The 12,876-nt window shown below is 61.6% G+C and carries 13 protein-coding genes and 1 tRNA gene; 9 read left to right on the top strand and 5 right to left on the bottom strand.

Features of this window, described 5'->3' with window-relative positions; all coding sequences use genetic code 11:
- Window positions 1–158: 158 nt before the first annotated feature.
- From DES43_RS20570 to DES43_RS20540, 7 genes are all read left to right on the top strand, one after another.
- The gene (locus DES43_RS20570; RefSeq protein ID WP_035033298.1) at window positions 159–662 is read left to right on the top strand and encodes a cytochrome b; all 504 of its coding nucleotides are present in this window, start codon (window positions 159–161) and stop codon (window positions 660–662) included.
- Between the two features lie 125 nt (window positions 663–787).
- Window positions 788–1,621: an alpha/beta hydrolase gene (locus DES43_RS20565; RefSeq protein WP_051520848.1), complete on the top strand. Its 834-nt coding sequence runs from the start codon at window positions 788–790 to the stop codon at window positions 1,619–1,621.
- A gap of 267 nt (window positions 1,622–1,888) precedes the next feature.
- Entirely contained in the window at window positions 1,889–2,905 is a 1,017-nt protein-coding gene (gene exbB / locus DES43_RS20560; protein WP_035033323.1) for a tonB-system energizer ExbB, read from the top strand.
- 11 nt (window positions 2,906–2,916) lie between these two features.
- Entirely contained in the window at window positions 2,917–3,378 is a 462-nt protein-coding gene (gene exbD, locus DES43_RS20555; protein ID WP_051520849.1) for a TonB system transport protein ExbD, read from the top strand.
- Window position 3,379: 1 nt separating this feature from the next.
- Entirely contained in the window at window positions 3,380–4,276 is an 897-nt protein-coding gene (locus DES43_RS20550; protein ID WP_051520850.1) for an energy transducer TonB family protein, read from the top strand.
- A gap of 231 nt (window positions 4,277–4,507) precedes the next feature.
- Window positions 4,508–6,613 carry a TonB-dependent receptor domain-containing protein gene (locus DES43_RS20545; protein WP_051520853.1) on the top strand — a complete coding sequence of 702 codons (2,106 nt, stop codon included), beginning with the start codon at window positions 4,508–4,510 and terminating at the stop codon, window positions 6,611–6,613.
- 174 nt (window positions 6,614–6,787) lie between these two features.
- Window positions 6,788–7,150, top strand: coding sequence for a hypothetical protein (locus tag DES43_RS20540; protein ID WP_035033300.1), 363 nt, complete (start codon window positions 6,788–6,790; stop codon window positions 7,148–7,150).
- Between the two features lie 352 nt (window positions 7,151–7,502).
- On the opposite strand, the gene DES43_RS20530 is transcribed toward DES43_RS20540, so the two are convergent.
- Complete coding sequence (locus DES43_RS20530) at window positions 7,503–8,219, bottom strand: SIMPL domain-containing protein (RefSeq protein WP_035033330.1); 717 nt, start codon at window positions 8,217–8,219, stop codon at window positions 7,503–7,505.
- A 185-nt stretch (window positions 8,220–8,404) separates the two neighbouring features.
- Between DES43_RS20530 and DES43_RS20525 the strand changes: the two genes are divergently transcribed.
- A tRNA-Ile gene (locus DES43_RS20525) sits at window positions 8,405–8,480 on the top strand.
- A gap of 107 nt (window positions 8,481–8,587) precedes the next feature.
- Here DES43_RS20525 and DES43_RS20520 read toward each other — a convergent pair.
- Genes DES43_RS20520 through DES43_RS23095 form a run of 3 tightly spaced genes read right to left on the bottom strand, consistent with a single transcriptional unit; the run spans window position 8,588 to window position 10,343 of the window.
- Window positions 8,588–9,778 (bottom strand): tyrosine-type recombinase/integrase, encoded by a 1,191-nt coding sequence (locus DES43_RS20520; protein WP_035033302.1) that lies wholly within the window; start codon window positions 9,776–9,778, stop codon window positions 8,588–8,590.
- Window positions 9,778–10,026 carry a helix-turn-helix domain-containing protein gene (locus DES43_RS20515; protein ID WP_036994094.1) on the bottom strand — a complete coding sequence of 83 codons (249 nt, stop codon included), beginning with the start codon at window positions 10,024–10,026 and terminating at the stop codon, window positions 9,778–9,780. The genes DES43_RS20520 and DES43_RS20515 overlap by 1 nt, the downstream gene beginning before the upstream one ends.
- 35 nt (window positions 10,027–10,061) lie before the next feature.
- Window positions 10,062–10,343, bottom strand: a complete 282-nt coding sequence (locus DES43_RS23095; RefSeq protein ID WP_084496678.1) for a helix-turn-helix transcriptional regulator — start codon at window positions 10,341–10,343, stop codon at window positions 10,062–10,064.
- 344 nt (window positions 10,344–10,687) lie between these two features.
- On the opposite strand from DES43_RS23095, the gene DES43_RS20505 reads away from it, so the two are divergent.
- Window positions 10,688–11,908: an ATP-binding protein gene (locus DES43_RS20505; RefSeq protein ID WP_035033304.1), complete on the top strand. Its 1,221-nt coding sequence runs from the start codon at window positions 10,688–10,690 to the stop codon at window positions 11,906–11,908.
- 78 nt (window positions 11,909–11,986) lie between these two features.
- Here the strand turns inward: DES43_RS20505 and DES43_RS20500 are convergent, their stop codons facing one another.
- Entirely contained in the window at window positions 11,987–12,460 is a 474-nt protein-coding gene (locus DES43_RS20500; RefSeq protein WP_035033306.1) for a helix-turn-helix domain-containing protein, read from the bottom strand.
- Window positions 12,461–12,876: the final 416 nt, after the last annotated feature.

Below are 12,876 nucleotides of genomic sequence, written 5' to 3'. Positions count from 1 at the left end.
CCCCGGATGCGATGCATCCGCAGCGATGATCCGACGTCGCTTTGCGGGCACCAATAAAAATATGAGCTTTCATGTCAACTTACAAACTTGCAATGTAGACATGATTCCATGATGCCAGCCGTACAAAACACACTGCAAGCAGGGAGCCAGAACGACACATGACCGAAAAGCGCCGATACGACGCGGTGGCCATCTGGCTGCACTGGCTGGTCGCCCTGCTGGTTCTGGTCCAGTTCGCGACAGGTTGGGTCTGGGGCTTTTTCGAGCGCGGCTCGGAACCGCGATTCTACCTGTTCCGCACCCACATCACACTCGGATCGGCCATACTGGCGCTGGCAGTGGCCCGCATAGGCTGGCGCCTCAAGCACAGCGCCCCGCCCCTGCCGGAGGGCATGTCGCGCCCGCAACGCATCGCCGCGCATGCCGGACACGGCCTGCTTTACCTCGCGATACTCGTGCAGCCGGCGCTTGGCCTGCTGGCCATCTCCGCCTTTGGCAAGACGCTTGGCCGCTGGCCGCGCGATGCGCACAATCTCGGCGCAAAGCTCATCCTTGCACTCGTCATCCTGCACGTCGCGGCGGTGGTCTGGCACCAGTTCATCCGCAAGGACGGCCTTCTGGCACGCATGCTGCCGGCGCGTTTCACCGCCGGCAGCAGATGACGGGCGGCCCTACAACACGGGCGATGGCATGAAATGCCCGATTCTCCCATGTACATGACGAAAATCGTCAGGTTCGCTTCCCGACGGCCTTGACGGCATTTCATCCGACCTGTCACAGCTTGCGAATGCAGCCAGCAGCAGCCATTCCCGCCCCGCCAAGGCAGCCGCAGCCGGCGGAACTCGCCATTTTCAATGCCGGCATTTCCAGTCACAGGCTGGAGCGCCGCCTGGTGACGGCCGGCGGCAGGGTGTTTCGGATTTTCCTCGCCATTCCATACGCGGAACCTTCGGCGGGCGGCCATCCTCTTCTCTACATGCTGGACGGCAACGCCGCTTTCGACGCGCTCACGCCGGCGCATCTTGAAGCCGCGCCCCGGCTTGCGCTCGCCGGCGTCGGCTACGATACCGACTTGCGTTTCGACGTCGTCGCCCGCAGCTTCGACTATACCCCCGTCGAGACGCCAGCGTCATCCGGCGGGCGCAGGACTGGCGGCGCCGACGCGTTTCTGCACCTGCTGACCGGCGAACTGCGCGGGAACATCGAAGCCGCCCTCCCCGTCGATCCCTCCCGACGCGCCCTGTGGGGGCATTCGCTGGCCGGCATGTGCACGCTCCACGCGCTGCTCGCCAGACCCGGCGCTTTCAGCCGCCACATCTGCGTCAGCCCCTCGATCTGGTGGAACGATCGGTGGATGCTCGATCTGGAGGCCGCGACGCCGCCGACGGATCATGCGGCCCGGGTTCTGATCATGCTTGGCGATGCCGAGCGGCGTTCCAATCCGGCCGGGCCGCATTGGGAGGGGCCTGCGCCGCACACGCTGGAGATGGCCGAACGGTTGAGGAAGCGGCCTGAACTCGCCGTCGACCTTCATGTATTCGCGGGGCTGGGTCATGCCGCCACCTTGCCGGCGTCTCTCGAAGCCGCGCTGGCCCTCGCCAGCGCTCCCGGCAATCGCTGAGCGGGCTTGAAAGACAGACCTGGCTTGCACTCGCGGGGATCTGAAACAGTTGTGGTGAAAAATGCCTTATAATCTTGAATGAATTACTCAACAATGATAACCGCCACCCAGTTCGATCGAAAGGCCGTCCGCCGGATGCCTTCGGCGGGCTGCGGGAAGCGGCGGGACATCCGGCAGGATGGCGCTCGAACGCCACGGAACATTTTGAGACAGGGTTGCATGATGGTCGATCTGATGAGGCGTGAAACCCGTGCGAAGGGATCGGCGATGAAACGTCTGGCGCTGATCGCGCTCTCCACCTGCCTGTGCGTTGCCCTCGCCCGGACGGCCGGCGCCCAGGAACCGCCCGCCCCGGAGGCACCGGCCGTAGCCGTACCGGCAGAACCGGTGCCCGCCCGGCCGGCGCCTGCCGCACCGGAATCCGATGCGACTGCCCCGGCCACGGAAGGCGAGGCTCCCGCGGCAACTTCGCCGCAACAGGATGGCGCACAGCAGCCGGCGCAGGCATCCGCCACGGTCCAAGACATCGAAGCCTCCGCCCAGCCGGTAAACGGTGAGGAGCGCGACATCACCCTGCCGCACGATCTGTCACCCTGGGGCATGTTCATGGCCGCGGACTGGGTGGTCAAGGCCGTCATGATCGGTCTGGCTTTCGCCTCGCTGGTCACCTGGACCGTCTGGCTGGCCAAGTCGCTCGAACTCGCGGGGGCGAAGGCAAGGCTGCGCTCTGCCCTTCATGCCATTCTTGGCTCGACCTCGCTGGAGGAGGCGTCCCGGAAGCTCGGCAAGCGCCGCGACGCCGCCGCCCGGCTCGTCCATGCGGCTGTCGAGGAATCCAGGCTGTCGGCCGGCGCGCTCGATCATGCCGATCCCTCCGGCCTGAAGGAGCGCGTGTGGTCGCGCATGTCGCGCATCCAGATCCACACCGGCCGCCGCCTCAGCCGCGGCACCGGCGTTCTGGCGACCATCGGCTCCACCTCGCCTTTCGTCGGCCTGTTCGGCACCGTCTGGGGCATCATGAACTCGTTCATCGGCATTTCGGAATCGCAGACCACCAATCTTGCGGTTGTCGCCCCCGGCATCGCCGAGGCGCTGCTCGCCACCGCGCTCGGCCTTGTCGCCGCCATTCCCGCCGTGGTCATCTACAACGTCTTCTCGCGCTCGATCACCGGCTACCGTCAGGCTCTGGCCGACGCCGCCGCCGGCGTCGAGCGTCTCGTCAGCCGCGATCTCGACTTCCGCAAGGTGCCTGCCGCCGCGCGTGAACGTCTGGCCGCGGAATAGGAGCGGGCATCATGGCCGGAGGCATAAGGGAAACCACGGGCGAGGACGACGATCTCCAGGAAACCCACGAGATCAACGTCACGCCTTTCATCGACGTCATGCTGGTCCTGCTCATCATCTTCATGGTGGCGGCGCCGCTGGCCACCGTCGATGTCAATGTCGATCTGCCGGCGGCGGCGGCGACGCCCGCGCCGCGCCCCGACAAGCCGCTCTACCTCACCATCAAGCACGATCTGACCGTTCTGCTCGGCAATGACGAGGTGCCGCGGGAGGGGCTTTCCGGCGCGCTCGACACCTTTACCGGCGGCGACAAGGAACAGCGCGTCTTCCTGCGCGCCGACCAGTCGGTCGACTATGGCGAGCTGATGAACGTCATGAACCTGCTGCGCAAGGCGGGCTATCTCAAGATCGCGCTTGTCGGGCTCGAAATGGTTCCGACGGCCACCACCGACGGCGAAACCGGAGCTCCGTAAGATGAGCGAGGCGGCTTCCTTCCACGCAGACAGCCTGTCGCTCAATCTCAGCAGGGGCGAGATGGCGCTCTGGTCGGGCGCCGCCGCTTTCGTGCTTGCCGCGCATCTGACCGGCGCCTGGTATCTGCAACGCGTGCAGCCCGTGGAAGCCCCGTCCCTCGACGCCGCCCCCGCCATCATGATGGAGCTTGCCCCGATGGCCGTGGCGCCCGAGGCGGTGCTCAACGAGATGGCCGAGATGGTCGACAGCGCCCCGGCCGAGCAGGTCGGGGAAGTTGAAGAGATCGATCCGGTCGAAGAGCCCGTCCTCGAAGAGGAGGTCGTCGAGGAAGAGCAGGTCGAGACGGAGGAAATAGCCGAGATCGAACCTCTTGAAGAGGTCGATGAGGTGGTCGAGGAATTCGAGGAAGTTCCGCTGCCGGAGGTGGCCATGGCCGTGCCGCAGCGCCGCCCGGTTCCGGAAAAGCCGAAGCCGGTCGAAAAGCCGGTCGAGAAAAAGGTGGAAAAGAAGGTCGTCCAGAAGAAGCGATCCGCTCCGCAGATCGCCTCGACCAAATCCGCCGATGACGCGCCCAGGGCCGCGGCCCCCCGCGTGACCAAGGCTGCGGCCGGTTCCGGCATGTCGCCGGCGCGCTGGCAATCGCGCGTCAATGCGCACCTCAACCGCTACAAGCGTTATCCGAGCGGCGCGCGCGGCGTCGGCATCGCCACCGTCAGCTTCACCATCAATCCGGGCGGAGACGTCATCGCCGTGTCGCTGGCGCGCTCTTCGGGAGATGCCGCCTTCGACACCGCCGCCGTCGAGCTGGTGCGCCGGGCTTCTCCGGTCCCCGCCCCGCCGCCGGACATTGCAAAGTCGCGCATGAGCCTGGTTGTGCCGATCCGCTACTCGCGCTGATCGGCCTGCAACAGGCCCTTGCAAATTGTGGCGGCAATACGACAAGCCCTTTTCAGCGCCGGATAATAGTTGACAACAATTGTCATGTTTTATAGCAGGATAGAGACCTGTGTTTCCCGGTGACCCGCCTTCGTTCAGGCTCGGCAAGAATACGGAAACTTTTTTCCACCCCGGACAAATCCGGGGGGCCGTTAAGCTTGAGGACAAGGTATGGAAAAGAGGCTCGTTTCGATGCGTGGCAGGATCGGGGAGCGTTGCGGCATTCCGTCATATCTGCTGTTCCTGTGCACAGCTTCGACAGTCGCATTCTCCGCTGTAGCCTCGCATGCACAGGAAGACTCGCGGACCGACGTCATCAAGCTCAACCAGATTGTCGTCACCGCGGCGGGTTTCGAGCAGAATGTGAAGGACGCGCCGGCCAGCATCACCGTCGTTTCCCGCGAGGAACTGGAGAAAGGCTCGTTCCGCGACCTGACCGATGCGTTGCGCGAAGTCCAGGGCGTCGCAGTCACCGGTTCGGCAAACGAGAAGGACATCTTCATTCGCGGCCTGCCCGGCGCGTACACGCTCATCCTCGTCGACGGCAAGCGCCAAAGCACCCGCGATGCACGCACCAACGGAAACTCCGGTTTCGAGCAGAGCTTCATTCCGCCGATCAGCGCCATCGAACGCATCGAGGTCGTGCGCGGCCCCATGTCCTCCCTCTACGGCTCGGACGCCATGGGCGGCGTCATCAACATCATCACCAGGAAGGTATCGGACGTCTGGTCCGGCTCGGCCACCGCTGAAGGCAGCCTCCAGCAGCATTCCCGCTACGGCAATTCCGGCCAGGTCTCCTTCTATGGCAGCGGACCGCTGATCCAGGACAAGCTCGGCCTGCAAATCTGGGGCCGTGGGTTCCAGCGTGATGAGGATAGGCTGCTGAGCGGCGTCACCGGAGCCAAGGAAGGCGACATTGCCGGACGGCTGACCTTCACGCCCAACGAAGATCACGATATCGTTCTCGAAGGCGGCATCACCCGGGTCAAGCGCGAGGCCGATCCAGGCAAAACCCTCGCCGCAACGGCAAACGGCACCTACAATTACAACGACAGGGATCACTGGTCGCTGTCCCACACCGGGCGCTGGGGCTGGACCACGTCGGAAATCTCCTTCTCGCAGGAATGGGCCGAGCGGACCAGCTACAACTGGACTCCTGCCCAGAACGCGTTTGTGGAGAATGTGCGCTCTCCCGAAATCCGCAACTCGGTTCTGGACGCCAAGTTCACCACGCCGTTCGACCTTGCCGGCGCGCATACGCTCGTCGTCGGCGGGCAGTATTTCGATGCCCTGCTGACCGACCAGAACCCCGGTCGCCGCACCGGGGAGGACGAGAAGTTCCAGATCGCCCAGTGGGCGCTGTTCGCCGAAGACGAGTGGCGCATAACCGATACGTTCGCCCTGACGGGCGGCCTGCGCATGGACGACCACGAGGTCTACGGCTCTCATTTCAGCCCGCGCCTCTATGGCGTATGGCACCCGACGGAACAGCTCACCGTCAAGGGCGGCGTATCCACGGGCTTCCGTGCACCCGAAATCCGTACCATTTCGCCGGGCTATGCCTACACCACCGGCGGTGCCGGCTGTTCCTACGGGCCTAATGGCACCTGCGGCGTCATCATCGGCGATCCAAATCTCAAGGCCGAGGAAAGCACCAGCTACGAAATCGGCGCTATCTGGGACACCTACAGCGGCCTGACACTGGGAGCGACCTATTTCTACACCGACTTCAAGGACAAGATCGCCAACGCCCTCGTTCTCGACTCGAACGGCGATCCGGTTCGCTGGGACGAAGACCCCAACTACCGGCTCTGGTATAGCTACAATATCGACGATGCCGTCATCCAGGGTGTCGAACTGACGGCGACCTGGGAAGCGACGCCCTCGCTGACTTTCCGCGGAAGCTATACCTACACGGATTCCGAGCAGAAGACGGGCAACTACGCCGGGCTCCCTCTGGCACGCACGCCCAAGCATATGGCCAATCTGCGCGCCGACTGGATCACTCCGATCGACGGGCTGGCGACCTGGGCATCCCTCAACTATCACGGCTCCGAGATCAACGCCGGCCCTCGCACCGGCTCCAACGGCAAGCCGGTCTACAAGGACGGGGTGGTTGTGGGCCGCGAATACGGGGACTACGCCACGCTCGACTTCGGCGCCTCCTATGCGGTCAACGACAACCTGAGCATCAAGGGTGCGGTCTACAACGTTCTCGACAGGAAGGTGGAAGCGACGGATTTCAACACGTCGATGGAAGGCCGCCGCTTCTGGCTGGCTGTCACCAGCACTTTCTGAACTCCCGAAGCGCAACCGGCGAGCAGGCCGGTCGCGCTCGTCTCATTGCGGTGATCTCCAGATGAACTCCAAATGAACGGGCGGTTTTTCGCCCGTTCAGCAAGGGTTCCCTAAATTCCGTCTCATGGATGGGCGAAAAGCAGTGGCCCTCCCAACCGGATGCAGGAGAACACCATGCTGAAGATGATCAAGACCGCAGTTCTTTCCGCCGTCATCGGCCTTGGCGGCATCGCCGCCATCCCTGCCACCGCGCAGGCCGATGGCCTCTACATCAATTTCGGCGGCAATGGCCCCGGCTACGCCACGAGCGTCCAGTATCACGGTCACGACCGTCATCATGGCTGGCGCCGCGACCACCGTCGTCCTGCAGCCTGCACCGCCGGCCGTGCGATAAACAAGGCCGAGCGCATGGGCATCCGCCGCGCCCGCGTCGTCGACGCCAACCGGCGCGTGGTCAAGGTCGCCGGGCGCAAATACAACCAGCGCGTCATGGTCACCTTCGCCAACCAGCGCGGTTGCCCGATCCTTTATCGCTAGATCGCCGGGCGTCCATCCGGACGCACAGCGGACGATCTAAATTATTGATAGAGCATCGGAATCACCGAAAGCCGGATTCCACTTTCCGGTCCGATGCTCTAGAGCATTTTGCAGCCAAATGGAAACATTTGGCGTCGCATAAATGCAGTATAAACAAACATTTAGATCATTTCAGCTTTGCACGGAAACGGTCTCTTACCCTTCTCCTCTCCCCGCCTGCGGGGAGATGGTTCCGGCAGGGGATGGGGGCGATCCTGCCTGAACCGGAATTGCTCCGATCGCCGGCAGACGATAACGAAAAGCCCCGGGAGCAACTCGCTACCGGGGCTTTTCCGGGATGCCTGAGCCGATCCTATTTCAGCTCGAACGTCACGTTGACCTGAACCCGATAGGCGTTCTCTCCGGCCTGCACTGGTGCGGAAGCAGCTTCCGGCATGGCATCGAACGACTTGGCGGCCATACGGATGGGCCGTGGCGGCGCCGACTGCTCCGAAATCTCGATCACCTTGCCGACCGAGGTGCCGGCGGCCTCCGCCAGTGTCCTGGCCTTGGCCATGGCGTCCGCCACCGCCTTCTTGCGCGCTTCGGTGACGACCGCGGCCGGATCGGCATTGGTGAAGACAATTCCGCCGCCCTCGTTGACACCGAGCGTCACGGCCTTGTCGAGCAGTTCGCCGGTCTTGTCGATGTCGCGGATGCGCACCGAAAGCGTATTGGTCACCTGATAGGCGACCAGTTCCGCGTTCTGGCTGCCGTCGGGCTTGTTGTTGTAGTTGTAGCGCGGGCTGATCTGGATACCCGCCGTCTGCAGGTCGCGGTCCTCGATGCCGACCGCCTTCATGGCGGTGATCACGGCCGCCATGGCGTCGTTGTTGGCATCGAGCGCGGCGCGCGCGGTTTTGGCCTCACGCATGACAGAAAGGGTCAGGATTGCGATGTCGGGAGCAACGGTTGCCTCCCCCTCGCCGGTAACGAATATGCGCGGGCCTGCGTTGCTATCGGCAGCCTGCGCGACGGCAGGCAGCGCCATCGCCGCGGCCAGGGCCAGAGGAAGAAGGAATCCGTTCATCAGATGCTCCATGGAAATGCGTCCCAGCGCCGAATGTTCTAGGTGCGGAATATGGACTGATTTGGGCGGTTGGCGCCAGAGCTTCATCCAACGGTTGAAGAATGGCGCTTTTGCCTGACAAAGCAAACGGTTCGGCCCGCCGGCCTCTTGTGCATGGCTGCGAAACGAACTAATCAGCCTGCGTGGGGCCTGTAGCTCAATGGTTAGAGCCGGCGGCTCATAACCGCTTGGTTGGGGGTTCGAGTCCCTCCGGGCCCACCAAAACTTTTGATTTTATTGATGAAAAATTTCATCGGCCCAAAACGTTTTGGGCCGATTGTGGGCCTAAGAAAGAGTAGGCGGTCCCGTTTTGTTCTGAATCGATTTGCTTACTTCACGACGCGCAAGGCTGCTCGCCGCTTCATGGCATCGCGTTTGGCCTCGCGCTCGTTGATGGCGCGCGCGATATCGACCGCGATCCGCTTCTTGTTTGCCTCGCGGACATATTCGTCGGTCACCGTCATCGAGGAATGCCCCATCGCCTCCATGATGGCACGCGCCTGGATGTTGCATTCGGCGAGGTAAGTGCCGAAGGTGCGGCGCAAGCCATGCAGCGTATAGCCGGCGGGAATGTCCGCCTGTCGGGTCCAGTGCTGCATCATGCCGGTCAGACTCTTTTCCGAGAATGACCTGCCATAGGCGGTCTTCAAGACCGTGCCACCCTTCAAGCGGTCGAGCGGCTCCAACGCCGCCGCCAACTTGTCCACGACCGGAATGAACATCTCCCTTCCGCCGTGGCGATTGCGGTTCTTCCTTTGGCGAAAATCAAAGGCTTCGATCAACACCAGCGAGCCATCAAATAGTTCGACTTCCTCGGTTACGAGATCGTCCCACTCAAGAGCAGCGATATCGCCGCGCCGGTTGCCAAGCCAAAAGCCGAGGGCGTAGCAGGTACGCGCTGCTGTGCCGAGGGGGTGTCGCTCTTCGAACTTTTCGCGGATGGTGATCGGCCAAGCTGGGTTCTTGGTCGACTTGGGCACGCGCACGCGAATGGACAGCGATGGATCGTCCTGGGGCCTGATCCACTTCTCCACATCGGTTGCAACCCACAACAGTTTCCGGATTGCCACCATCATGTGTTTCGCCACAGTCCGGTTTGTAGCGAAGATGCCCTCGATCATCGCCCGCAACCGATCCGCGTCGAGGTGCTCGACTGGAGTATCTCGCCAAGTAAGCGGATAGTTGGGATCGACCTGCAGGTTGAGAAAGCGTTCGATCAGTCGCGCATTCTTTTGCTGCGTCGCTTCGTCAAAATCCAGCCACTCCATTGTTGTCTCAAGCCGGCGCGCGGCATGGCCGAAGGTCTTTGGCAGCGCCCGACCCGGCAGATCGACAATCGCGGCCTTTTTTCCATGGTTCTGCGTCGCCTTCTCGTAGGCCGCTTCGAATTCCGGGTCGCCGGGCTTACCGGGAAGTCGAATTTCGGGCATGCCCTTTGCCCGATAGCGATAGACTAACTTCCCGCTCTTTGTGCGTGAAGAGACGCCAGGGTAGCGTGCATTCTTGAATGGCCTAGCCATCAAACACTCCTTCCAGGCTTTTGCCTCCAATCTACTCGATGGGATTCCTCCGGCATCGCCTGAAGCGAAAGGGTCTTGCTCTCCATGGCAACGCGCAGGAGCGCCGGGTAAGGGAAGCCTCTGCCTTGCTCTATGCCTTCAAACGTACGCTTCGGTATTCCTAACACCTTGGCCGCAGCTTCGGCAGTGAACCCTCCCTTGGCCCGCCAAGCTTTGACTTCTTGGGCAAGCTTTTCATCCTTACTCACGTCACGCCTCCCAAGCAGACAGCGACCTTACTACGCTAACCGCGTATACGCAAGGAGCGTATTTGTGGGCTGCCTTTTCCATCTCGCCGGCTTCGCTCCAATAGCGTTTGGAGGCCGCTGTCATTTTCTGGCAAGGAGGTGAAGGCGATGTCGATAGCGGCACGATCCCATACAGTGCGACTGTTGATACGCTTCGGCGTTGGCATGCGCCCATCAGCAACCATTTCATCGAACAATGTGGATCCGACACCGACATACCGTGCAGCTTCATCGCGAGAGAGACCCCGCGGAGGATAGGAGATGGCGTCAATCTTCATAGACGACGCCTCAAAACTGTTCGCACCGGCAAAACAGAGAGACACATAGCCTGGCATGGCTCAAACTCACACAACCAGCCCCGACCGCCTTCCCTACGTTACGCCAAGTACACGCACCGACATAGGGATGACGGACTCCCGTTTTTTACGAAAGGCGATGCACATCCTTTTGCCGATCCAGTTGCGATCCTCGGGCGTGGTCGCGCGGGGGCTTTCTCTTCTCAATGCTTCTAATCGGCGATGAAACAGCTTCCAATCAGCGAACTTCTCATTCCTAATCAGCGGTCCGTTGACTCCTAATTGGCCGGGGCCGATATTCCGAGCCAGCCCGATTCGGAGATGGCATGTTCGAGCGGTTTGTTGAACGGAGGGCTAAAGAAGCCCTTTCGGACACCCCAGTGGTTCTGATTGTGGGACCGCGCCGGGCGGGCAAGACCACGCTCGTCCGCAAGATGAGCGAAGACTGCAGAACCTACATCACGCTCGATGATCAGACCGTACTTGAAGCTGCGCGATCTGATCCGGCCGGTTTTATTCGCGGTCTGGACAAGGTGGTCATCGACGAGATTCAGCGTGCGCCCGATCTGCTGCTGGCGATCAAGAAGGCGGTGGATGAAGACTACCGTCCTGGGCGCTTCCTGCTCACCGGCTCCGCCAATGTGCTGACGCTGCCGCGCGTTGCCGATAGCCTGGCCGGACGAATGGAAACCATCCGCATGCTGCCCTTGGCGAGGGCGGAGATCGAAGGACGACAGCCGACCTTTCTGGAGCGCGTCTTCAGCGGCAAGCTCGAGAGCGCGAAGGGCGCCGCCGTCGGCGACGACCTCGTTCATCTGGTGCTGCTCGGGGGCTTTCCGGAGGCAATCAGCCGTGACAGCGAGCGGCGGCGTCAGGATTGGGCGCGATCCTATCTCACATCGATCCTGACCCGCGACCTTAGGGACATCGCCGAGATCGAGAAGCTCACGGAACTTCCAAAGTTCGTGCGGCTGCTTGCCGAGCACTCAGGCCAGTTGATCAACTATTCGCAGCTCGGAGCCGGCATCAATGTCACTTACAAAACCGGGCAGCGCTATGTCGGGCTATTGGAGCAGGTCTTTCTGATCGCGACCGTGCAGCCTTGGTTCACTAACGCTTTGAGCCGGATGGTGAAGACACCCAAGCTCCACTTTCTCGATTCCGGCCTGCTCGCCACGGCGCGCGGCCTGACCTTTGACCGAGTAACCGGAAATCGAAGCACGTTCGGCGCATTGCTGGAGAGCTTCGTATTCGCGGAGGTTCTGAAGCTAATGACGGCTACGGACATGCGATTGTCAGCCTACCACTTTCGGGACCGTGATGCGCGCGAGGTGGACATTGTGCTGGAGCGTGACGACGGGATGATCGTAGGAATCGAGGTGAAGGCCAGCGCCACGGTCAAGGCGGCCGACTTCGGCGGTCTGCGAGCGCTGGCCGAAGCTTGCGGTAAACGCTTTGCCTCTGGCATCGTCCTCTATGACAGCACGGATTTCGTGCCGTTCGGAGACCGTCTCGCTGCCGCGCCTCTGTCCGCTCTCTGGGGATGAGACTGTGCTGAATATGAAACCCAGCCACAAGTCAAAAAGCGCTTGAGATTGGCCGGCACCCAAGGTTTCCAACGCGTCCTAATCGCCTGATCGTTCCCGTTCTCCGACGAGCCCCTCGATCATGGCGAGCAGGCTGGCTGCGGTCAAGGCAGGCATGTCCAGAATGCACAGGATCAGCTTCATCTTGTCGTCGGCCTCCTTCCGGTTGTCTCCGAAAAGGTGGGGCGCGGCAGCATGGACTACCTCAATGGGGGAGCAATCGAGGATCTCACAAAGGTGGATCAACCGCGTCACATGCAGCTTGGAGAAGGCGCGCTCATAGCGGGCGAAGATCGTCTCGTGCAGGCCGACCATTATGCCGACCTGCGCACGGTTCAGCCGCCTGGCATCGCGATGCTCGCGGATGAAGCGGCTGAGTATCTGTTCCATCTCGCCGAAGCTTCGAACGCCTTCGAATCCGGACTTGCGCCAGATCGATTTTTCGGACTCCTCGTCGGCCGTTTCGACGAGCCCATGCTCTTCGATGTATGCCCGGACATCTCTGATCGCCATGCGAGGGCTCTGGTGCACGATTATGTGTTTCTACTCACACACGAGTCCATTTTTGTAGGAATGTGGATTCATGTGGTTCAACACTCACATGAATATGGAAAAATGCAACTATATTGACATTGAGAATGTAGAAATATAGGGTTTTTCACGAAAATTGCAGTCATATTGATTGGCAGGATACGGAAATTCGTGGTACGAATTTCCAGCGATCGAGGGACAAGCCCTCGATCAGCCGCCCGAGGCGGCGAAGAAGGCCATGAGATGAAAGAGACCTGTGCGCGGGTAGCTGTGGACGGCATTTGCTGTTTGTGATTCGCTCTCCTTGAACGAGAGATTGAGGGCAGCGATGGCACGGCGGCGGATTGGTCAGGAAAGTTTCGGGTTTGGCGACTTTCGGGCGCGCCGCCAGTCATCGT

Origin of the sequence: Aquamicrobium defluvii (assembly GCF_004363725.1) — a bacterium.
Classification (GTDB): domain Bacteria; phylum Pseudomonadota; class Alphaproteobacteria; order Rhizobiales; family Rhizobiaceae; genus Mesorhizobium; species Mesorhizobium defluvii.
This window is presented reverse-complemented; position numbering and strand designations above follow the sequence as displayed.